We start from the raw sequence: 22,097 nt of genomic DNA, 5'->3' as shown, positions 1-22,097 counted from the left end.
AAGCCCGCATCAGATGTGCAGGCGAAGAATTTTTCTTCAATTGGAAAAGCTAGCAGCTGGATTCGAAAGATGGAGTGCAACTTTCCCATCCTTCTCCGTCATTTCCTCCCAATTCAGCTGTAGTTGCTAATTAAAAGTTGTGGTTCAAGCCGATAAAAGTAGTCCAGGGACTCTTCCCAACTTTAGTTGCGGGAGCTGAAGAAGATCCGCCGCCACCATTGATGGTGTAATTAACATTTGCACCATTGTGCATATAGGCTGCACCACCGTAAATAGTTGTACGTTTACTCAACGGATAGTCGTATCTGGCTGATACGTTCCAGGCGTTGGCATGATCTGTTGTGTTGTTTCTCAGGAAGGCGAGGCCATTAAGTAAGTAACCGCCTGCTAAAGGTGTTTTGGTAGATACGCTGTAGACTGCGATATTTGGATTGGCGTTGCGATCCAAGGCCTTGGATCCGTCGCGGAAGACGAAGTTGCCGTAGAGTTTTGTGAACCCAAAATCGTAGCTGGCGCCGACATTGTAGAGAGACTCATGTGCGTTAATGGTTTGGAAATCATTGGGAGCTTTACCTGCCATATTTTGATAGGTGTAGGTAAATCCGATTCCAAAAGCACCCTTGCGATATACAGCTTGTGCTGCATAGGAGTTGCCGAGCTTATTGGAAGTTTCTTCGTTAAGTTTGGTCTGTTCTCCTAGAGACACCATGGCGGAAAGTTTTAGACCGCCGAGACTAGGAGATTCATATATAAACGAATTGTCGCGTCTGGTCAGGTTATCAACACCAGATGCCCCATTAATGCCCGGGATATGGGTGCTCGGAAGATAAGGAGCCGGAGACATGAAGTTGTTGATAGTGCTTCCTAAGCTGCAGGCGAAAGCATCAAACTGAGCAATACCTCCGAAATTCAGTGTGTACTGGCGGCCGAAAGAGAAAGTACCCCAACTATTGCTGGTTAAGCCTAAAACTGATTCTCTTTGAAAGGCCCAGCCGTTACCGTTTCCGGCGGGAGTATTTGTGCCGTCATCAAGCAAGAATCCGTTCTCTAAGCGGAAAAATACCTTGATGCCGTTACCGAGATCTTCGGTTCCCTTGATGCCCCAACGAGATCCGCCTTTACCGCCGCTTCCAATGTCCACAACGGTACCGTTACCGCCGTTGTATACCTGAACATAAGAGTCGACTACGCCATAGACAGTGATGTCAGAGGCAAAAGCGAGGGAGCAAGCGGATGCAAGGACTGCGGTGAGTAGTGAGCTATATTTTTTCATGATGTTCCACTTCTGATTGGTTGTTTTCGTTATTTAACTTTGAAGTTAAATTTATGACATTGAGCGCAGTAGTCTTCAGCTGGTTCATGTTGGAGATGGCAGTTAATGCAGTCTCCGTTATGGGGAGCTTTATGTGGATTGGCTCCCGGCAAATCTTTAGTTTTTTCGGCTAAAGCTTCTTTGTTATGACACTGCACGCAGGTGGCTTCTTCCGGAAATTGCGGATTTTTCATGTCACTGCCGTGACAAGTCTGACAATTTAATCCCTTGGCGATATGACGGTCTGCTCCCATCTTGGCGTCTGCAGCATAAGAAGGCTGGCAGAGAGCAAAAGCGACGGAACAAACTAAAGAAGCCCATAAAATTGAAGATAGTTTTTTGGTTTTCACAAGAATCTCCGACGAGGTGTGAAGTGCCATGAGGCACTTCACTGATTACATGGCTAATTAGCAGCCGCCCCATGCGTTTGCAGTTCTGGCAGCGATGCGGCCGAAGATGATGCAGTCAGCCACAGCAACTGTGCCGAGACGTACCATTCCGTGAACGCCGCCTGTAGCTTCACCTGCGGCGTAGAGGCCGGAGATTGGTTCGCCCTTAACATTGAGGACTTGGGCCTTTTCATTGATTTCCAGACCGCCCATGGTGTGGTGAACGCGCGGCCAAAGTCTGATGGCGTAGAAAGGTCCTTTAACGTTTTGAACACCGTCATTGAAGAACATGCAATCGAATTCCGGATCTTTCTTGGCTTTCATGTAGCCGTTGAAAGTTTCGTTTTCTTTTTCGAGAGTTGCATAGTCAAGCTTGTAGAACTCAGCTAAAGACTTCAAATTATCGAATTTGCGGATAACTCCGTTCTTCAGAGCCGCCTCGAACTGTTCCTGCTTCATGTTTTTACCAACGACTTTGTTCATGAAGTTTTGTTCATTTGTATAAATGATGGCAGGAGCACCGATAGCAACGATAGCGTCAGCACGAACTTTTCGGTTGCCGGTTTCTTTGATGAAGCGCTTGCTTGTCTTGGGGTTGATCATCGGACCGTAGCCAACCATGGATTCAACAGCCAGAGGAGCTAAACCGAAACCGGATTCGTCAGGGGAGGTCCATGGACCAAGCTGAATCCAGTCCATATGAATAGTGTTGGCACCAATTTGCTGAGCTTCTTGAATCATTTCGCCTGTAGCACCCGGATGGTTAGTGGAAGTGAAGGCGTCGGTTAAGCGCGGATCGTGGCTGGTGCGCATCTTAACGTTCTGGCTGAAACCGCCGGAAGCAATGAGAACGCCCTTAGTAGCACGGATGTATACAACCTTGCCGCTTTCTGGACGGTTGAAGCGATGGTTGATGCGGGCCTTTACACCAACAACACAGCCTTTGTCGTTAACGACAAGATCGTCAACGATAGTGCGTAGCTGAACTTTGATGCCGAACTCTTTGCATTTAGCAAGCATTGGATTGATGAAGCCGGAGCCGTTGTTTTCCATAACTGCATGGCTGCGGGGAACGGAGTGACCGCCGTGATATGTAACAGCTTTGAACTTAACACCGATTTCGTCGCGAAGCCACTTGTAGTTGGACACGGATTCGTCGGCAATTCTTCTGGCTAGGTTGGCATGGGCGATACCGCCGCCGGCTTTCAGAATGTCGGAATAGAGGAGGTCAGCGTTGTCTTTGATATTTGCTTTTTCCTGCATGTCGGTTCCGGCTGCAGCTATAGCGCCGCCGTTAATGATGGAGTTACCGCCTGCAGATGGCATTTTGTCAACAACAAGGATGTCCTTCATTCCGAGATAATGACTTTCGAGTGCAGCCCCGAGGCCGGCAAAACCTGTTCCGATAACGAGAAGAGAGCAAGTCTCATCCCATTTAACATCTTTCGGAAGGGTTTCAGCATGAGCTGTGCCGAGCATGCCGAGAGTGGCAACGGAAGCCGCTGCGGAAGAGCGGAGGAAGGAACGTCTTGAGATATTCATAATAGTTTTCCTTGTGTTAAGTGGTTGTGAGATGAATCTTTAGTAACAATTCTAGAAATCAGACGTTTTGCCAACTACCTAAGTATTTTGGTTGATAAATACTAGGGTTTCCCCTAGATAGTGATAAAAGGTCACACGATTACGTGAGAAATAAAGGTAAAAAGGTCTGAAATGGCTTGACCTCTAACTATTCAAGACATTACTGCACCAAAAAAACGATCTCATGCGTTCAAAAGCCTAGTCTTTGGCAGAAAGATACGGCTTTTGAGTTCAATAAGGCGGCTTGAAAGGCTCTTCAGTAGAGAGGAGAGCGGATTTCATGGAGATGCTGGAAGAGTTCCAGAAGTGTAGGGGCGTAAGAGTATGCACTCTGCTCTTCGGACTTTCTCATCCATTTATAGGTCTCTTCTAGGAAAGAGGTTGGACAAGAGACGAAATCTCCATTTCGAATCCAAACACTGTTGTCTTTCCACCGTTTTAGATAAGTATCTGTTGAAACAGAGGATGCGTTTGCTAAAAGACAGCGATTGCTTCGGGTTAAGGGTACGGGCATTGTTAGCCACGGTTTTCCGTCTCTTCCCGAAAGTTTTGCATAATGCACGGCCCAACTGATAACAAAAGCCTTCAGCCGCTCTTCGACCGGCGCAAACGCCATGAACGCAAAACCAATGCGGTCTGATAGTGCACAGCATTCAAAATGTCGAACAAGCAGAACAAAAAGTTCGGGATCTGCTTTCAGGGCTGGAAGAAGAAGTTCTTTATTACAGACGACAACTTCCGCTTTTGTTAAAGCGAAATAATGCCCGAAAGCCGGCCGTTCTGTAAAAAAGTTCAAATTACCGAATGCAATATGGCCCGGAGGAGAGATAGCCGCAGCATTCTCAGTTCCTACGATTGGGTTGCCGAAATTCCGTGCTGTAACTCCGCTGGTCACGAGAGCAAGATGACTGATACTTCGGTCTAAGGAAATGAGCTTGTCTTGGCGGGATAACTGGATTTTCCGACCGATTCTGACAATAAGATTCTGGAGTTTGGGATGAACCGGCGGATGAATCCAAGGAACAATTGGAACTGCACAGTCAGGCGTTTTTGCATCAAGATCGTATTGTCGGCCCTGCTGTACTGCAGAGAGCCACTCCCACGAAACATTACTCATCACGGCCTCCCACAAAAAATCCAATGCGTATTACTTGGTTTTGGGTACCCCCAGACCAAGTATCACCCCTTCATTTTAGAAGAGGAGGAAAGAGTTAACTACCTTGGCAATTGGGAGGATGTTTTAGGTAAATACCCTTATGGAAAGGAGAGTTTGTTTTAGCGAGGGCCCTGAGCAAGCGGCGCATTTAGACTAGTTTTTGAGAGCTTTTTCTGAAAAGCCTCTAACACCACAGAGCTGACGAATTTGCTGACGTCCCCTCCGAGAAGAGCAATTTCTCTAACGAAAGTACCGCTGACAAATTGATAGCCAGGGGACGGTGTCAAAAAGATCGTCTCAGCTTCCGGCAGGAGCAGCTGGTTCATCCCTGCCATCTGAAATTCGTATTCAAAATCGCTGACCGCTCTGGCCCCTCGGACGATGCATAAAGACTGATTTTGCTTGAGAAGGTCGACCAGCAGATAATCAAAACCAATAACTTTGACGTTAGGCAGGTCTTGAGTAACAGCTTTAACCAGTTCCACGCGTTCAGCTAGAGAAAAAAGAGTGTTTTTCTTCCGGCTTTCTGCAACGGCCACAATTAGCTGAGGAAAAAGTTTGGAAGCTCTGCGGATAAGGTCTTCATGACCTTTGGTAACAGGATCGAAAGTGCCGGGATAAGTCGCAATCATTTTTTATTCTCTGTTTTTTGGGCTAAGAGCAAGTGGCTTGCTCCTCCCTTGGATCTTTTTACTGCCGTTAAGCCGAAAGAGTCTAAAAAGTCATCCGATATTTCCGTCGGACTCTCCACATAGATCAGGCCAGAGAAATTTAGCAGCGGAACGGCTTTCTGAATGGCTTTTTCCTGAAGATTGAGAGCAAAAGGTGGGTCGATAAAGATAATGTCATAAGGGCCGAACTCCTCTGCTTTGGAGTCTTTTAACGAGTCATCGCAAAAAACATGGATATTGTCGGCATTCAGCTTTTCTTTGCTTTGCTCAATAAGCTTTGCAGCGGCGCGGTTTTTCTCAAGGAGCACGGCGTTTTCTGCGCCCCGGCTCGCCATTTCAAAAGACAACGCTCCGGTACCTGCAAACATATCTAGAGAACGCTTGTCTGAGAACTCGCCGCCAAAAAGGTGATTTAGCCAGTTAAAAATGGTTTCACGTTGTCTATCGCCGGTCGGCCGAAGACCCTCTGAGTCCAAAACGGGAAGAGGAGTTCTCTTCCAGAGGCCCCCAATAATCCTGATTTTTCCGCCTTGTTTCATGTATGTGTAAACTTACTCAAGTTAGTGGTACCTAAACTTTAATTGATAATTGTTAGTCATGGACACAAAAAAAGAAAAAACGGGTTGGTTTGCCCGGTTAAAAAACGGTCTTTCTAAAAGTCGAATCAATTTAATCGGAATTTTTTCCGGGGGTGTAGTTGATGATGAATTCATGGAAGAGCTGGAATTTCAGCTAATCTCTTCTGATGTTGGCGTAGAGACGAGCGCCAAGATTATTAGTCAGCTTAAAGATCAAATCAAACTTAAGGGTCTGAAGACTCAAGACGAAGTAAAGACAGCTCTCCGAGATGTTATTGAAGAAAGATTAAAAATTTGCGAAAAAGCACCGGATTTGGAAACGCATCACCCGACGGTCTGGATGATGTGCGGGGTTAACGGAGCCGGAAAAACCACCAGCATCGGCAAATTAGCTAAATTTTTTGCCAATGAAAGGAAAACGGTTCTGCTTGCCGCTGGAGATACTTTCAGAGCCGCGGCTAGAGAACAGCTAGAAATATGGGGCGATAGAAACCAGATAGAAGTTATTGCTCAGGAAAAGGGAGATCCTGCTTCGGTAGCTTTTGATGCTATTACGTCCGGGAAAAGAAGAGGAACAGATGTCGTGATGGTCGATACTGCAGGACGCCTGCCGACGCAGACCAATTTGATGAATGAACTCTCCCGCATTAAAAGAGTACAAGGTAAAGCCATGGAGGGAGCTCCTCACGAAGTTATCTTGGTTTTGGACGGAACTAACGGTCAAAATGCCTTGATGCAGGCAAAAAGTTTTGATGACGTAGCCGGATTAACGGGCCTAATTATTACCAAGCTTGATGGAACAGCTAAAGGGGGTGTGCTATTGGCTCTGGCGGATATGCGCAAAGAACCTCTGCCGATTTATTTCATTGGGGTGGGAGAAAAAATTGATGACTTGCAGCCGTTTAATGCTCGTCAATTTGCAAATGCGTTAGTCGGATTAGAAGAATGACAGAGGAAGAAAAATGCGCTTAGCTGCAATTGATTTGGGTTCCAATAGTTTTCGTTTGGAAATAGCTCGTGTAGAAAAAGAAGTCATTATTAGCGAAGGGAGCTGGAAGGAAACAGTTAGATTAGCCGGCGGAATTGATAGCGAAGGGAATCTGACCGAAGAGGCCCAGGAAAGAGCACTGAAAGCTCTCGCACGTATTGCTGAAAAAATCGAAGGCTTTCCGCGATCTCAAATCAGGGCAGTTGGAACCCAGACTCTCAGAAGTGCAAAAAACTCAAGAGAATTTATTGAAAAAGCCGAGAGGGTTTTAGGCTGCAAAATCGAAATTTTAAGGGGAAAGGAAGAGGCTAGGCTGGTTTACGAAGGATGCAGCTTTGCCCTGCCGCAGTCTGATAAAAAGAGATTGATTGTTGACATCGGAGGAGCCTCTACCGAATGCGTTATCGGGCACGTCAAGGATGTATTGGAGGCTGATTCTTTCCATGTAGGATGCGTTAATACTTCCGTGACCTTTTTCAAAAATGGCATCATTACACCTGCCATGATGCAGAAGGCACAGCTTTCTGCAGAAGCAGAATTCGACAGCAGTATTGAGAAGTTTTTTAGATGCGGTTGGCAGGAAGCGTTCGGCTCCTCAGGCACCGCCTCCGCAGTTTCTTTAATTCTGCACGACCAGGGTTGGACTGACGGTACGATTACCTTAGAGGCTCTTCTGAAACTGAAATATGCCATGCTCGAATTTGGAAATACTAGCTCTTTCAAGTTCGTGGGAATGAAGGATGACAGAAGAGAGGTATTGGCTGGTGGTGTATGCGTGTTGCTAGCAATATTCAATAAATTTAAACTTAAGTCGATGAAACTGGCAGACGGGGCATTGCGCTACGGCATTCTTTATGATTTGGCCGGAAGAAAACTCGATAAGGATCCCAGAGCTGCTTCCGTTCATTCATTAATGCTCAGAATGCATGTTGACGAAGAACAAGCCTCTAGAGTCGCTAAAGTCGCTGAAGAACTTTATAAGAAGATTGAACCGTCTGTGTCCCCTGAAGAACTCAAAGAACTTGCTTGGGCCGCCGATTTACATGAAATCGGCTTGAGTCTTTCTCGAAGTGACTATCACAAACATAGCGAGTATTTGATTAGAAACAGCGATATCCCGGGCTTCTCTCGTTCCGAACAAGAGAAACTGGCGGCCATTGTTTTGGCTCATCGAGGTAATCTGAAGAAAGTCGCATCATTCCTTGCTGACCGATCAATTGCCGAGAAAATCTTGGCACTTAGACTAGCGGTGATTTTTTGCCATGCTAAGATTGACACAGACCTTCCGCCCATTCAGTTGTTCAGCGGTGCGGACGGGTTCATGATGAGTATTCCAAAGAATTGGCTCACCGAGCATCCGTTGACTGAGTACTTGCTCGGCCAGGAAAAAGAAATATGGGCTAAGGTTGGAATTAAATTTGAAATTTATACACGATGAGCCCCAAGAACATCTTAGTCGAGATTTCAGAAATTCCTATCCGGAAAGAAGGGAGGAACACAGACGGTCTCTTGTCCTTTGTGATTGAAGAGCCTGACTTTATTTTGCTTGAGGGACCGAACGGTTCCGGTAAAACTTACCTTCTGAATCTTATAGCTGCTTTGACGGAACCTAACACCGGTGAAGTTATCGTTGATGGGCACAGCGTCAGTGTGATGAGTGAGTCAGAAAAGTTGGCCTGGAGAAGAACTTTGGGACTTATTCCTTCCCATTCCAATTTATTTACCTCCTACACCGTTCTCGAGAATTTGAGATTGTCTGCTCAGTTGTTAGGTATTAAGCCGAACGAGGCAATAGAATATTCCAAAGAAAGTGCTGAGCTTTGCGGTCTGTCCAAATACTTGGATGAGAAAGTCGAAAATCTCTCCGAAGGTTTGAGAAAACGTGTTGTGATCGCTCGCGCTCTCGTGGGGCGACCAAAAATGATTTTGGCGGACAATCCATTGGAAGGGTTGGACGGGACGTCTCAGGAGCAATTTCTCTATCTTTGCACAAAGCTTGCAAAGATCGGTTATGCCGTTGTAATGACCTCCAGCGTTCCGCTTCCTCTTGAAATCAAGTCCCTGAGAGTAATTAACTTAGGAGGAAGTTAGTGATTACCGTTAACGTCAGGGCAGTTCGCTCTCTGGAGCAAGATAAAAAATCCTTTTGGGTTGTCGTGGTACTTTGCTCGTTGGCATTCTGCCTTTTAGCGCACATGTCTTTGATTTTTATTTCCTTCTATGAAAATCATAGAACCATGACAGGTGATGAAATATCGGTTTTTATGGAGCCGGGTACCAAGGCGGAAGATGCAAAGAAATTCTTAACTTCCCAATTAGATAAATTAGCGCCGGGATCCGAGATTCGTTTAATCCCGCCGAAAGATATTTTGGAGGAAGATATCCTCAAGTTGATTGGTAAAAAAGACAAAATACCTGATATTTATGTAATTACCTTTCCAATCTCCACACCGTTTGCCTCTATCCAAGAAATGGTGCATGTAATTGCGGAGGCTAAAGATGTCTCGGTTGTCAGCGCCAATCTTGATTGGATTAAAAAGAGATATTCTTTGAGACAAGCGCTAGCTTTGGGAGCAGTTGCTTTCGGCATTCCGGCTTGTGCTTTGGTCGGACTGCTCTTTGTGGTTGGTATTCATAGGCTCAACAGTTTCCTGAAACACGATCAAGCTTTACTGTTAATGCTCGGTGCCAACCGTTGGCAAGTAAGCGGTCCGTTGGTTGAAATTGCCTGTGCCGCGACTCTCATCAGTAGTGCTATCGGAAGCGTTCTTTATTTCATTACCACTTATGTGAGCGTCCCGCTTCTAGAAGATGCGTTCGAGGTGCATTTGCTGCCGTCTTTGGGTGTCAATATTCTTATTTGTATGTTCTTGACTTTCGTTTTGATGGTCTATGCAACTGTCTGCTCCTACGTCACTGCGGGCAGAACTAACCCTCTTACCTTCTAGCAGTTGTTTCTAATCGATTGACACATTAAGGAAAAACTACAGCTGTATTAGAATACGCCTTGATGACTAAACAGAATACTGATAAGCCTAAAAGTACGGCTCTTGCTCCTTACCATCCAACTCCGCTGGCACTTCGCGGAACACCTGGAAGCTTAGAAGAATATATACGAGCTGCCAATGCAGCTCCTTTGCTTAGCGAAGAGCGGGAAAAGGAACTGGCTGTTAAACTGCGCGATCATGGCGACTTGGAAGCCGCGAGCGAACTTATTACCTCTCACTTGCGCTTAGTTATTTCGATTGCCCGTCAATACCTGGGTTACGGACTGCCGTTCCCTGATCTTATTCAAGAAGGAAACATAGGGTTGATGAAGGCTGTTAGACGGTTTGATCCGGATAACGGTGCTCGTCTCGTGACCTTTGCAATGACTTGGATTCGCGCAGAAATTCAGGATTACGTGATAAAAAATTGGAAGCTAGTCAAGGTTGCAACTACTAAAGCTCAAAGAAAATTATTCTTTAACCTCAGAAGCATGAAGGAAGGTTCTGAGGCTTTGACTACGGAGCAGACTAACAAGATCGCTCAGGACTTGGAAGTACGGCCTGCTGACGTCAAAGAGATGGAGCTTAGACTCCTCGGACACGATGTTTCTCTCGATGAGCCGCCAGTTCATGAAGAAGACGATAAACCGATGGAGGATTGGCTCGAAGCTGAAGGGGATTCTCCAGAAGAAATGCTCGAGCGTTCACTCTACGATAAGGCACTCAACAGCGATTTGCCGAAAGCTATTGAACAGCTCGATGAGAGAAGCAGAAAAATTATTCAAGCTCGTTGGCTTTATGATGAGACAACTGGAAAAGGGGCTACCTTGGATGATATGTCCAAAGAGTTAGGTATCAGCAAGGAGCGAGTCAGGCAGATTGAAAAGAAAGCTTTCTCTAAACTAAAAGAAATTTTAAATTCAGAAAAAGACAATGTTTAACATCGTATTGGTTCATCCGGAGATTCCTCCTAATACAGGAAATATTATTCGTCTTTGCTCGAACACCGGATGCCGTTTAATTCTTATTGAACCATTAGGTTTCTCATTTGAAGATAAGCATATGAGACGCGCAGGTCTGGATTATCGTGAGTATGCGGATGTCAAGATATATCCCAATTACGTTGCCTTCCTTGAAGCAGAGAAGCCCGATCGCTCCAGAATGTTTGCAATGACGACAAAGGCAACTCAACTGGTGCAAGGCTTAGAATTCAAACCTAATGATTGGTTTGTTTTCGGTTCCGAAGGCCACGGACTGCCTCAGGAAGTCAGAGATCTTTTTGATCCTGCCCATTGTGTCCGTTTGCCGATGATGCCAAACAATCGTTCTTTGAATTTGTCGAATTCAGCAGCTATTACCGTTTATGAGGCCTGGAGACAGAATGGCTTCAAAGGCGGAGTTTAATTTTCTTCTTTGCAAATGAAAACGCCGCAGGAGCCTGCGGCGAATCTACGTGCTGGAACTGATTAATGAAGCATCAGCATGATGATGAAGAAAACAGCGAGCATATACATCTCGGGTTTGATTCTCTGAGCTTTGCCGCTGAATAAGTTAATCAGGACGTAGCTGAGAAGGCCAAATACGATGCCGTTGGCGATGCTGTAAGTTAATGGAATGGTGATGATGCAGATAAAAGCGGGGATAGCTTCGGCAAAATCACTCAGATCAATTTCTTTAATGCAGCTAATCATGAAGAAGCCCACCAAAATCAGCACAGGAGCCGTAGCTTGAGTTGGAATGGCGAGAAATACTGCAGAAAAGAGCAAAGATAAGAGAAAGAAGACAGCAATTACTAACGCTGTTAGACCTGATTTGCCGCCGGCAGAAACACCTGCTGCACTTTCGACGTAAGTGGAAATTGCGCTCGTTCCTAAACAAGCACCTACGGTGGTACCGACCGCATCTGCAAAGAATGACTCTTTGAGGCGGGGAAGATTGCCGTTCTTTACGAAGCCGGCTTTAATCATGAGGCTGACCAAAGTTCCTAAAGTATCGAAAAGATCCATGAAGAGAAACGACAAAACTACCATCACCATATCCACGGTGAAGAGATTGTGCCATTCAAATTGCATGAAAATCGGCCCGATTGACGGCGGAAGAGAGAAGAATCCGTTGAAGTGAGTGATCCCAAACGGTAGACCGCATAGAGTTGTAACGGCAATCCCGATCAGGAGAGCTCCGGTAACTTTTTTGACTAAAAGAACGGCCGTGACAATCAACCCGATAATCACAAGCATGACGCTAGGGTCAAAAATGTTGCCTAATGAGACCAATGTTGCATCATTTTTAACCGAAATCCCTGCATTTTGCAGACCGATAAAGGCAATAAAAAGACCAATACCTACACCGATAGCGGTTTGCAGACTAGTTGGAATTGAATGAACTATTTTTTCTCGAACGTTTGTGACGGTAAGAAGAATAAAGATGATGCCCTCGATCAGAATTGCCGTTAAAGCAAATTGCCAAGTGTGTCCCATGGATATACAGACCGTATAGGCAAAGAAGGCATTCATGCCCATGCCGGGGGCTAGACCGAAGGGCATTTTGGCGTAAAACGCCATGATGAGTGTGGCAATTGCGGAAGTAAGGGCAGTGGTTGTAAATAAGGCTCCCTTATCCATCCCTGTGACGCTTAAGATCGCGGGATTGACGGCAAGAATATATGCCATCGTTAAAAAGGTAGATAGCCCTGCAATGATTTCCGTACGGATGGTGGTATTTTCCGGATTAAAACCCAGATATTTCTGTAAGAATTGGTGCATGACAAAAGTGCGTTCGAAAAAGCAAGAGAAGAGATGACTTAGGTTCAATTCTAGAGCCGAAAATTTATTCGAACCATGTCAAAACCGCTTGGTTACATACTCGTTTTCAAATTGGGTATATAACACGGCTTTTGCACACACTGAGTAACAATTCTTTTGCGTAGGCTTGGTTTGCCACCTCAGAACTTGAGAAAAGCTGCCTTCTTAAAGACATCTAGAAATTGGAGCATGTCATTGGCAACGAGAAGAGAAGGACTAGGAATCTGCGTTCTTATTCCTAGTCTCTCATCTGGTTTTTGATTGAATTAGTAGCCAATGGTGAAACGTTCTTTGTGATGAGCAGGTTCGGCGAGCTCGTCAACCATTGCTTTAGCGTAGTCCTCTACTGAGATGAAGCTGTTGCCTTCTTTGTCAAAAATCATATCGTCTTTTCCGAGCCGATAAATTCCGGTCCGCTTACCCGGACCTTTGGCCCCCATATCTCCAAGGTTTCCGGCCGGAGAGAAAAAGACCCAGTCTATATCTGACTCATTTAACAGCGTGTTTAGATAGAATTCGCCAAGCGATTTCACTCCCGGCATCCAAGCATCCGGAAGGATGCCGGCATCTATGAGACGAACACCTGGTTTCACAAACAGGGTGCCTGCGCCGCCGACAATAAGGAGACGTTTTACACCGGCTTTCTTGGCAGCGTCCAGAATCTTAGGATAATTGGCGAGAGTATCTTCATAGATGCGGGTATTTGCCCAACCGGGATTGTAGGCGCTGATTACATATTCGAAACCTTTGAGCGCTTCTTCAAGACTTTTCTTGTCACTGACATCTATCTTTTTAACGATTAAGTTTGGATTGTCAGTCTTGATTTTTTCAGGATGTTTAACCATTGCTTCGACTTGATATTCTCGACTCAGAAGTTCATTGAGAATTGCAGAGCCTACGTAACCGCTTGCGCCAATAAGTGCAACTTTCTTCATTACTTATTTCCTAACTAGTTGATAATAAATATTGGTATAAAATAGTAACTAACAATATTTTATATACTAAAGTTATAACGGAAAGACGCTCCTGTCAAGTAGGCACAGGTTTGTGTGTTAGTCACCTATAGGTAACGATTATTCTGTCCCAGGAGTTTTTGACCGCCTAAAATTTAAGATGTTTTTTTATTTGCATTCCTAACAAAGGGACTTAAATGGCTATGAGCAGAACAACATTAAGAGACGCTTTTGATCCGGCATGTCCGATTCGCAATGTGCTCTCGCGCATAAGCGATAAATGGTCACTGCTAGTGTTGTACACCTTATCATTAACCGATGGGCCGGTCCGGTTTGGCGAACTGCGGCGCCAAATTCCCGATATATCTCAGAAGATGATGACAGTAACACTTCGGACGTTGGAGGAAGATGGTTTTGTAAATAGGAAAAGTTATCCTGAAGTACCTCCAAGAGTTGAATATACCTTGACTGATCGTGCTAAGACTCTTTTCCCTCATATCCAATCTTTGATAGGTTGGGCGAAAGACAACATGCCGGCAATAATAAAAGAGCGCCAAACGAACTTAAATAATCAAAGATAGGATACATACCTCAAGACGAGTACAACTTAAATTGCGCCTCGGAGTATCCGAACTTTTAACAAAAGAGCGGTCGGCCATATATCGCATGAGGCTGACCGCCGCGCGCTTGTCCCAGTACAGAAAGTAGAATATCTCGGATAGTTGCAAACCTTTCTGTGAGATCTGATAGTTGCTGTTACTTAGTAACGGCACCGGACACAAAGATACTCTTCTAGAATTCTTTTCTTCCGAAACTCTCTAAATCTTCTTCAGGTTACTTTGGCAAATGAGAGGCTTTTTGCCTGAAGTAGATGGCGGTTAAGTTCATCAGAAATACCGCAAAAAGAAGAACTAATGCGGATGCGCTTTGCATTGGAAGTACTTTTTCGGGTTCCGCTCCGGTCGTTGCCAAAATATAAATATGGTGGGGAAGGGCCATCACGGCAGATAACGGCGAATTAAAAGCATCCGTGGTCATCACGACCGCAGCCGTAAACATAATGGCACTTGTCTCTCCGGCTGCTCTGGCTACTGCCAGAACGGCCCCCGTCATAATTCCGGGCATCGCTGCTGGAAGCACGGTCCTGAGAATAGTTTCGTGTTTCGTTGCTCCCAGAGCATAAGAGGCTTCTTTCCAAGCATTAGGGATCTGAGAAAGCGTTTCACGAACAGTGTTGATAATGATTGGCAGAGTCAGGACGGCAAGCGTCAAAATACCGGAAACTGCACTGACACCCAGATCGCACAGAATGACGAAAAAGGCTAAGCCGAACAGACCGAATACGATGGAAGGCACGCCGGCCAGGTTTGCGACTGAGAGCGTAATGAGTCGTTTGAGCGGACCATCCTTAGCATATTCATTTAGCCAAATGGCACTGAATACACCTAAAGGAAGGGCCACGGCTACAGCTCCTAATGCCAGAAGGCATGTGCCGACGATGCAGGGGAGAATCCCTCCCTCCGTCATCATGTTCTTAGGATTTCCTATCAAGAATTCGAGGCTAATCTTCTCTAATCCTTGATAGCCAATGTAGAACACCACGGCAAAGAACGCTGTAATCACAAACCAGGCGACGAGCCTAAGAAAAACTTTTGAAGCCTTTTCTTTGAGCGTTCTTCTTTGTTTATTGGATCCGGAAGCCGTTATCCGTCTCACAGTGCGGTTGCTGTCCACGCTAACGGCGGTTTCTGAAAAATTAGGTAGAGTTTGTTCAAGTCGGTACATAATGAGGTTCAGCTAGCTTGCAGTTTGTATTTTTTCGAAATCTTGAAGGCTACGAGATTGAAAGCGAACGTGAAAAGAAACAGCACGATACCGGTAGCAAATAGCGCATGGTAGTGAGAGCTTCGGAAAGGAGCTTCAGCCATTTCCGCCACAATTGCTGCGGGCAATGGACGAGCAGGGTCAAAAATGGTTTCTGGAATAATGGCAGCTCCTCCCGCAGCCATCAGTACTACCATCGTTTCTCCGATAACGCGGCTCATTCCTAACATCACTGCCGTAGAGATTCCGGAAGCGGCTCCGGGTATCGTGATTTTGGTTAAAGTTTCCCAGTTGGTGGCGCCCACGGCTAGAGAGGCTTCCTTCATATGATTAGGGACTGATCTCAGCGCATCCTCAGAAATCGTACAAATGGTCGGAAGAGCCATCAATGCGAGGAGAATGGACGCATTCAGAACGTTTAGTCCCGTTGGTGCTCCCGTTATTGTTTGAATTACCGGAGCTAGTACGGCCATCCCGATAAAACCGATAATGACGGACGGAAAGGCAGCTAAAAGTTCGATACAGGGCTTGAAGAAGGCTCGGACCCTAGGTGAGGCAATATGACTAAGGTATATCGCTGTCATAAGGCCCAGAGGAATTGCAAAGACCGAGGCGCAGATAGTTACAGCGATAGAGCCGGCTATCAGCGGAAGAATTTGGAATGAAGGCGGATTCTCTGTCGGATACCAATCCTGGCCCGTCAAGAAATCTTTTATGGAGACGTGCTGCAGAACGGGAAAACCTTCTTGAAACAGAAACCAAACGATGGCGGCCAATCCGGCTAACGACACCAGGGCACAGACCATGAGGCCGTTTTTAAATAAGAATTCTCTGAGATATTTATTCATAAGCGTTTTTCAGAGAGAGAACCGAAGCCCCCTCTCTCTCGTGTTCCTATTTCAGAGGAATGAAACCGGTTTCTTTAATCAATTTTTGGCCTTTCGGAGCAAGGGTGTAAGAAATAACTTTTTCTACAGCACCTTTCGGAGCGCCGTTGGTGTAAAGGTAGAGTTCGCGGGAAAGAGGCCATTTTCCGTCGGCAGCTGCTTCAGATGTAGCTTTAATGCCGTTTACGTTGACAGCTTTAATACTTGGAGTAATGTATCCGAAACCGATGTAGCCGATGGCATTAGGATTTTTTGAGACGGTTTGTACGACTGTACCGTTGGAGGACTGAAGCAAAGCTCTTGGAGAGATTCTTTGTTTCTTCATGACCAATTCTTCCCAAGTTTCGTAGGTACCAGAGGATGTATCTCTCGAGACCAATACGATTGGGGCATTTGCGCCTCCGATTTCTTTCCAATTCTTGATTTCGCCTTTATAAATTTTTCTCAGGGCATCTAAAGAAATATTGGGAACCTTATTGTTTGGGTGAACAATTGGGACGATGGCGTCAATGGCCACGGTAGTTTGATGGGGCTGAACCTTATTTTTTTCTGCAATCTTGCTTTCTTCCGGTTTAATCTTTCTAGAACTCATAGCCACCTGAGTTAAACCGTCAGACAAACCTTTGATGCCGCTGCCGGAACCGCCTCCGGACAATTCGATAGCAACGTTCGGATCTTCACGCATATAAGATTCTGAAATTTTTTGCATAATCGGCAGAACCGTTGTGGATCCGGAAACCGTTACGGTCTCAGCCGCAATTGCTCCGGAGAGAATAGAGGCAGAGAACAGGGAGGTTAATAAGGCTGTCTTTAATAATTTTGTTTTCATCATTTTTCCTATTTTTTGATTCATTTTTATATGAGTGGTTTGAAGCGCTCTTCAAAATCTGAGCGCATTCTAGAAAGGAAAAATGACGAAAACTTGACGCAATTATGAAAGTTTGATGACAGAATATTTAATAAAATCAAATAATTGCGTGTAATAAAAATGTCACTAAAAAGTCATTGAAATGTCATAAAAAAACCGGAAAATCACGCCTTTTTTCTCTCAACATCCGAGAGCAAGGACTGATATTTCCGGTTTGCAAATTAAACGTTCTCGAGCGAATTAATTAGGCACTTTTCCTACAACGCCGTCGACGTAGTAATTCATAGTTACGAGCTTGTCATCAGGGAGAGTTTCTCCGGCTTTAACTGCATCTTTTCCTTCATTGGTCTTGATTGGACCTGTAAACGGATGGAATTCACCGCTGTTGATCTTAGCCTTGACTTCTTCCATCTTCTTGACGACGTCAGCAGGCACTTTGTCGGAAATATTCTCAAGAGAGATAGCGCCTTCTTTCAAGTGCATCCAAACAGGTTTATTTTCCCATTTGTTTTCGAGAGCCTGGTTAATCTTCTTCGCGTAGTACGGACCCCAGTTCAATACCAGAGCGGCGATCTGAGCATTTGGAGCAACAGACTTCATATCGCTGTTGTAAGGAATAACCATCTTGCCTGCGGCTTCAGCTGCGGAAGCAACGGCGCTGGTGTTGGTGTGCTGGGTAAGGACGTCAGCTCCTTGACCGATAAGAGTCTTAGCGGAGTCTGTATCCTTGGGTGGATCGTACCAAGCGTTAGTCCAAACGACTTTAACCTGAATCTTCGGATTGACGGACTTAGCACCGAGAGTAAAGGCATTGATGCCTTGAAGAACTTCAGGAATTGGGAAAGGAGCGACGTAACCGATAACATTGCTCTTAGTAGCGCCGCCTGCAAGCATACCGGCGAGATAGCGGCCTTCATAGAAGCGAATGTTGTAGTTGGTCATGTTAGGAGCGGACTTGTATCCGGTGGCGTGTTCAAACTTGACGTCCGGATATTCTTTAGCCAGCTTCTGCATATAGTTCATGTAGCCGAAGCTTGTACCGAAAATAAGCTTGTTGCCGTCATTGATCATCTGACGGATAACGCGTTCAGCGTCAGCTGTTTCAGGAACATTTTCCACAAAGGTTGTAGTAATTTTGTCTTTGCCAACCTTGTCAATAGCGTACAAACGGCCGATATCATGCTGCTTTGTGTAGCCTACGTCAGCAATCGGAGCAACATAGACAAAGCCAACCTTCAATGGCTCATTGGCTGCTGTTTTAGTTTCAGCAGCTGCTTTCGGCTCCTCAGCCTTTTTAGCGGTGCTTCCTTTGTCATCACAAGCTGTGAGGGCAAAGACGGAAGCAAGGGCGGCAGCAGCCGCAACGAGTTTCAAAGACATTCTCACTCTTTTGTCTCCTAAAGTGAAATTAATGAGAGTAAAAAAACAATCCTAAAAATCATTCAGTTAGTGTGGAATGAACGGTTTGCCAAGCGATGCCGGCATGTTCATTCGAATCCAAGTCGGGTTCCTGGAGAGAAGAGCCAACACAATAATTGTTGCGGCGTATGGCGCCATAGAAATGAATTGCGGAGGAATGGAGATCCCAATACTTTGTAAATTCATTTGAATCATGGTCATGCCGCCGAAAAGATAGGCGCCTAAAAAGACCCTAAGCGGACGCCATGTACCGAACGTAACCAAAGCTAATGCAATCCAACCTCTTCCTGCAACCATGCCTTCCACCCACAATGGAGTGTAAATCAGCGACAGATAAGCACCCGATAAGCCTATACAGGCGCCGCTGAAGGCCAAAGCCGCACAACGGATGAGCGGTACGTTATAACCGAGAGCGTTCGCTGAGGAAGGTGACTCACCAACAGCTCTGATAACAAGTCCCGGTCTGGTCTTAAACAGGAAGTACCAAATGGCAGGAATCATAAGCAAGGAAAGATAGACAATCCAATGCTGAGAAAAGAACGCTTGACCGAAGAAGGGAATTTGGTCCAAAAGCCAAATGCCGTCGGCAGATCTTTCAGGAAGAACCGCTCCTTGGTAAGCAACGCCGATATAGGCTGATAAGCCTCCGCCGAATATTGCGACGCCTAAGCCCGAGGCTTGTTGATTTGCTCTTAAGCCAACTGCAAAAATTGCAAAAAATAAAGCAAAGGCGATGCCGATAACAATGGCAAAAATGAATCCGGCGGCAAAACTTCCCGTTTCTACCGTGGCCATATAAGCGCAAACAGCCGACATCAGCATGATGCCTTCGACTCCAAGGTTTAATACGCCCGAACGTTCAGCAACTAAAATTCCTAAAGCGGCCAGAAGCAGAGGCGTACTGGCATTCATGGTTGTTGCGATTAAAGAAGCAGCTACGCTCATGGTGCAACCTCCTTTTTATGGCTGAAGCCGAGCCATTTAAATTTAAAGAACACAAAAGAATCACAAACCATGATGCAGAAAAGAAGCAAACCTTGGAAAACACCGGTTAAGGCTGCAGGAGTTCCAAGTCTTGATTGGGCAAGCTCTCCGCCTAGGTAGAAGAGGGCCATAATGAAAGCAGCAGGAACCGTATTAAGCGGTTTCAGACGTGCTACGAACGCAACGATAATGGCGGCGAAGCCATATCCCGGGGAGATTTTTGGAGTTAATTGCCCGATAGGTCCGGTAATTTCTATAACGCCTGCTAGCCCAGCTAAGGCTCCGGAAAGAAGCAGAACAAAGTAAATCATGGCACGGTTAGAGAAGCCCGCGTACGCAGCGGCTTTCGGAGCCATGCCCGAGACTCTGACCTGGAAACCGATGAACATCTTGGACATGATGAGCCAGACACCGAACAAGGCTAAGCAGACAAGAGCTACACCCCAATGCAGTCTAGTGCCCGGAATCATGATCGGAAGAGAGGCTGCTGTTTCAAACATCGGGCTTTGCGGAAAACCAAGTCCTTGCGGATCTCTGAGAGGGGACTGAACCGCCCAGGATAAGAAGAGTTCTGCAATGTAAACAAGCATCAAAGAAACCAGAATTTCATTTGCATTGCACTTGTCTTTGAGCCACGCAACGATTGCCCCGTATAAAGCACCTCCGGCCATTGCCGCGAGCAGGACCCAAATCATGTAAAGCTGACTTTGGTCAGGTCCGGCTTGAAGGGCCACCACACCGCCGGCTAATGCCCCCACGATAAGCTGACCTTCTGCGCCGATATTCCAAACGTTTGCTCGATAGCAGACCAGTAGACCTAAGGCGCAAAGAATAAGAGGCGTCATCTTGACGCCCAGTTCTCCCCATCCTCTTAAAGTCTGGAGAGGCTCAATGCACACCACATACATGGAATAGAAGGGATCTTTTCCCATGAATGCGAAAATCAATCCTCCGATGATCAGCGTTAAAAACACAGCCATGAAAGGAGATAGAGCCGCCAAGAATTTATTCGGATTTGGGCGGTTAAACAGTGCTATCGGAAAATTCATACTGAAGCCTCCTTAGGGGCCTCGGATTTCTGCGGCCAGAGGCCTGACATCCAGCGACCAATTTCTTCAATGGAGACGTCTGATATTTTTACTTGAGGAGAAATCTTGCCTTCACTCATTACAACAATTTCATCGCAGATTTCAAAAAGTTCATCTAATTCTTCACTGACAACCAACACTGCACTTCCTCCCGTTCTTTGACGGATGAGGGCATTGCGGATTAAGGCTGCAGCCCCTGCATCTACACCCCAGGTGGGCTGATTAAGAACCAGAATCTTAGGATTGTGCAGAAGTTCTCGGCCGACGATGAATTTCTGCAGGTTGCCTCCGGAGAGACTTGCGGCCGAGGCATGACTGCCGCCTGACTTCACCTTAAATTTTTCAATCACGGTTTCCGTAAATCGGTGAATCATTTTATTTCTCATGAATCCCTTAGCCAAGAATAAATTGCTGGTGAGCAGAGTATTCGATTCAAGAGACATTTCAGGGACGGTGGCTTGGCCGAGACGTTCTTCAGGGACGTATCTCAGCCCCATTGCACGTCTATGTTTTACCCTTAAATCCCCCACAGGAGCTCCGCAGATCGAAATTGCATCCTTAGGAAGGAGAGCTTCTCCGGAAATCGCCTTCATCAAGTCAGACTGGCCGTTGCCGGAGATTCCAGCAATACCGACAATTTTTCCGCATGGAACATGGATTTGACCGGACAGCGGGAAATGGCTCTTATAGGAAACTTTTTCTCTCCGAAGATTTAAATCGAGGCCTAAAGCCTGTTTGACTTCAGGTTTAGGCAGGATTTCCGGAAGATCATTGCCAATCATGAGCTTGGCTAAATCATCCTCAGAAATCTCTTGAGGATTTACGTTAGCAACTACTTGGCCGCCTCTGATGACGCAGCAGTTTTTCGACAATGCTCGAATTTCGTTGAGCTTGTGCGTAATGAAGATAATTGAAACGCCCTCGGAGGATAACTGGCGCAAAGTTTTGAAAAGGGCCTTTAGCGCTAAGGGAGATAAAACGGAAGTCGGCTCATCGAGAATAAGCAGCTGAGGATTTGTGAGCAAGGCACGAAGAATTTCAACTCGCTGTCTTTCTCCCATCGAAAGATCGTTGATGACGGCATTCGGGTCGACCTCGAGACCGTAGTGCTTACTCTTTTCTTTAATTTCCTTTTCTAGCTTTGCCAGGCTGGTGCCTTCCGGAAGTCCTAAAAGAATATTTTCTTTAACGGTAAGAGTATCGAAGAGCACGAAGTGCTGAAAGACCATGGCGATGCCAAGCTTTCTGGCGTCAGCCGGACTGGAAATGTTGACTCGCTTACCGTTGAAAAAAAATTGGCCTTGATCGGGGACCACAGAGCCAAAGATAATTTTCATGAGCGTACTTTTACCCGCTCCATTTTCGCCAAGTACAGACAAAATCTCACCTGGCATTACTTCAAGCGAAATATCTCGGTTAGCAATGGTGCTTCCGTATCGCTTGGTGATGTTCTGAAGTCTTAGACGTGGGGTCATCTCAGGTTCTCTTAAGAGGAAAGAGAATTTTAACACAGCACTAACCCTAACCTTTGGACCAAAAGGCTTTACGCAAAATCTAGGTACATTCTTTTCGTCATATAGAAGGTTGAAGACACACCAATACAAAGAATAG

Annotated in this window: 22 protein-coding genes; 7 read left to right on the top strand and 15 right to left on the bottom strand. The window is 45.8% G+C overall.

Annotation, left to right across the window (positions count from 1 at the left end; all coding sequences use genetic code 11):
* Positions 1 to 130: 130 nt before the first annotated feature.
* From ADH67_RS09000 to rsmD, 6 genes are all read right to left on the bottom strand, one after another.
* On the bottom strand, positions 131 to 1,273 hold the full coding sequence (locus ADH67_RS09000) for a porin (protein WP_066594374.1): 1,143 nt from the start codon (positions 1,271 to 1,273) through the stop codon (positions 131 to 133).
* A 29-nt stretch (positions 1,274 to 1,302) separates the two neighbouring features.
* Positions 1,303 to 1,662: a cytochrome c3 family protein gene (locus ADH67_RS08995; RefSeq protein ID WP_369910865.1), complete on the bottom strand. Its 360-nt coding sequence runs from the start codon at positions 1,660 to 1,662 to the stop codon at positions 1,303 to 1,305.
* Between the two features lie 57 nt (positions 1,663 to 1,719).
* The gene (locus tag ADH67_RS08990) at positions 1,720 to 3,243 is read right to left on the bottom strand and encodes a flavocytochrome c (protein ID WP_201415729.1); all 1,524 of its coding nucleotides are present in this window, start codon (positions 3,241 to 3,243) and stop codon (positions 1,720 to 1,722) included.
* A 295-nt stretch (positions 3,244 to 3,538) separates the two neighbouring features.
* Complete coding sequence (locus ADH67_RS08985) at positions 3,539 to 4,399, bottom strand: cyclic nucleotide-binding domain-containing protein (protein WP_066594368.1); 861 nt, start codon at positions 4,397 to 4,399, stop codon at positions 3,539 to 3,541.
* A 158-nt stretch (positions 4,400 to 4,557) separates the two neighbouring features.
* A complete protein-coding gene (gene coaD / locus ADH67_RS08980; RefSeq protein WP_066594366.1) occupies positions 4,558 to 5,070 on the bottom strand; it encodes a pantetheine-phosphate adenylyltransferase in 513 nt (170 codons plus the stop codon).
* The gene (gene rsmD / locus ADH67_RS08975; RefSeq protein WP_066594365.1) at positions 5,067 to 5,648 is read right to left on the bottom strand and encodes a 16S rRNA (guanine(966)-N(2))-methyltransferase RsmD; all 582 of its coding nucleotides are present in this window, start codon (positions 5,646 to 5,648) and stop codon (positions 5,067 to 5,069) included. The genes coaD and rsmD overlap by 4 nt, the downstream gene beginning before the upstream one ends.
* A 58-nt stretch (positions 5,649 to 5,706) precedes the next feature.
* Here rsmD and ftsY point away from each other — a divergent pair, with 58 nt between their 5' ends.
* The 6 genes from ftsY to ADH67_RS08945 all read left to right on the top strand — a co-directional run bounded on the left by ftsY (position 5,707) and on the right by ADH67_RS08945 (position 11,066).
* Positions 5,707 to 6,636 (top strand): signal recognition particle-docking protein FtsY, encoded by a 930-nt coding sequence (gene ftsY, locus ADH67_RS08970; protein ID WP_066594363.1) that lies wholly within the window; start codon positions 5,707 to 5,709, stop codon positions 6,634 to 6,636.
* 13 nt (positions 6,637 to 6,649) lie between these two features.
* Positions 6,650 to 8,113, top strand: a complete 1,464-nt coding sequence (locus tag ADH67_RS08965) for a Ppx/GppA phosphatase family protein (protein ID WP_066594361.1) — start codon at positions 6,650 to 6,652, stop codon at positions 8,111 to 8,113.
* Positions 8,110 to 8,766: an ATP-binding cassette domain-containing protein gene (locus tag ADH67_RS08960; RefSeq protein ID WP_066594359.1), complete on the top strand. Its 657-nt coding sequence runs from the start codon at positions 8,110 to 8,112 to the stop codon at positions 8,764 to 8,766. Before ADH67_RS08965 ends, ADH67_RS08960 begins: the two co-directional genes overlap by 4 nt.
* The gene (locus tag ADH67_RS08955) at positions 8,766 to 9,623 is read left to right on the top strand and encodes a cell division protein FtsX (protein WP_066594357.1); all 858 of its coding nucleotides are present in this window, start codon (positions 8,766 to 8,768) and stop codon (positions 9,621 to 9,623) included. Before ADH67_RS08960 ends, ADH67_RS08955 begins: the two co-directional genes overlap by 1 nt.
* A 62-nt stretch (positions 9,624 to 9,685) precedes the next feature.
* A complete protein-coding gene (rpoH, locus tag ADH67_RS08950) occupies positions 9,686 to 10,603 on the top strand; it encodes an RNA polymerase sigma factor RpoH (protein ID WP_066594356.1) in 918 nt (305 codons plus the stop codon).
* Positions 10,596 to 11,066 (top strand): tRNA (cytidine(34)-2'-O)-methyltransferase, encoded by a 471-nt coding sequence (locus tag ADH67_RS08945; protein WP_066594355.1) that lies wholly within the window; start codon positions 10,596 to 10,598, stop codon positions 11,064 to 11,066. The genes rpoH and ADH67_RS08945 overlap by 8 nt, the downstream gene beginning before the upstream one ends.
* A 62-nt stretch (positions 11,067 to 11,128) precedes the next feature.
* Here the strand turns inward: ADH67_RS08945 and ADH67_RS08940 are convergent, their stop codons facing one another.
* Together ADH67_RS08940 and ADH67_RS08935 are read right to left on the bottom strand one after the other, a co-directional pair.
* Positions 11,129 to 12,424: an NCS2 family permease gene (locus ADH67_RS08940; protein WP_066594350.1), complete on the bottom strand. Its 1,296-nt coding sequence runs from the start codon at positions 12,422 to 12,424 to the stop codon at positions 11,129 to 11,131.
* Positions 12,425 to 12,729: 305 nt separating this feature from the next.
* Positions 12,730 to 13,398, bottom strand: a complete 669-nt coding sequence (locus ADH67_RS08935) for an NAD(P)-dependent oxidoreductase (protein WP_066594349.1) — start codon at positions 13,396 to 13,398, stop codon at positions 12,730 to 12,732.
* Between the two features lie 215 nt (positions 13,399 to 13,613).
* Between ADH67_RS08935 and ADH67_RS08930 the strand changes: the two genes are divergently transcribed.
* Complete coding sequence (locus tag ADH67_RS08930) at positions 13,614 to 13,997, top strand: winged helix-turn-helix transcriptional regulator (RefSeq protein ID WP_201415728.1); 384 nt, start codon at positions 13,614 to 13,616, stop codon at positions 13,995 to 13,997.
* A 253-nt stretch (positions 13,998 to 14,250) separates the two neighbouring features.
* Here ADH67_RS08930 and pstA read toward each other — a convergent pair whose 3' ends face one another.
* The 7 genes from pstA to ADH67_RS08895 all read right to left on the bottom strand — a co-directional run bounded on the left by pstA (position 14,251) and on the right by ADH67_RS08895 (position 21,961).
* The gene (pstA, locus tag ADH67_RS08925) at positions 14,251 to 15,201 is read right to left on the bottom strand and encodes a phosphate ABC transporter permease PstA (RefSeq protein ID WP_084081534.1); all 951 of its coding nucleotides are present in this window, start codon (positions 15,199 to 15,201) and stop codon (positions 14,251 to 14,253) included.
* Positions 15,202 to 15,209: 8 nt separating this feature from the next.
* A complete protein-coding gene (pstC, locus tag ADH67_RS08920; RefSeq protein WP_066594347.1) occupies positions 15,210 to 16,088 on the bottom strand; it encodes a phosphate ABC transporter permease subunit PstC in 879 nt (292 codons plus the stop codon).
* A gap of 46 nt (positions 16,089 to 16,134) precedes the next feature.
* Positions 16,135 to 16,956 (bottom strand): PstS family phosphate ABC transporter substrate-binding protein, encoded by an 822-nt coding sequence (locus ADH67_RS08915; protein WP_089275745.1) that lies wholly within the window; start codon positions 16,954 to 16,956, stop codon positions 16,135 to 16,137.
* Between the two features lie 279 nt (positions 16,957 to 17,235).
* Positions 17,236 to 18,375: a BMP family ABC transporter substrate-binding protein gene (locus ADH67_RS08910; RefSeq protein WP_066594344.1), complete on the bottom strand. Its 1,140-nt coding sequence runs from the start codon at positions 18,373 to 18,375 to the stop codon at positions 17,236 to 17,238.
* Positions 18,376 to 18,441: 66 nt separating this feature from the next.
* Positions 18,442 to 19,359: an ABC transporter permease gene (locus ADH67_RS08905; protein ID WP_066594341.1), complete on the bottom strand. Its 918-nt coding sequence runs from the start codon at positions 19,357 to 19,359 to the stop codon at positions 18,442 to 18,444.
* Positions 19,356 to 20,447 (bottom strand): ABC transporter permease, encoded by a 1,092-nt coding sequence (locus ADH67_RS08900; RefSeq protein WP_066594337.1) that lies wholly within the window; start codon positions 20,445 to 20,447, stop codon positions 19,356 to 19,358. The genes ADH67_RS08905 and ADH67_RS08900 overlap by 4 nt, the downstream gene beginning before the upstream one ends.
* Positions 20,444 to 21,961, bottom strand: coding sequence for an ABC transporter ATP-binding protein (locus ADH67_RS08895; protein ID WP_066594335.1), 1,518 nt, complete (start codon positions 21,959 to 21,961; stop codon positions 20,444 to 20,446). Before ADH67_RS08895 ends, ADH67_RS08900 begins: the two co-directional genes overlap by 4 nt.
* Between the last annotated feature and the right edge of the window lie 136 nt (positions 21,962 to 22,097).

This window comes from Turicimonas muris, from assembly GCF_002221595.1.
GTDB lineage: Bacteria > Pseudomonadota > Gammaproteobacteria > Burkholderiales > Burkholderiaceae_F > Turicimonas > Turicimonas muris.
The sequence above is the reverse complement of the archived record's forward strand: the minus strand, read 5'-3'. Positions and strand labels throughout refer to the sequence as shown.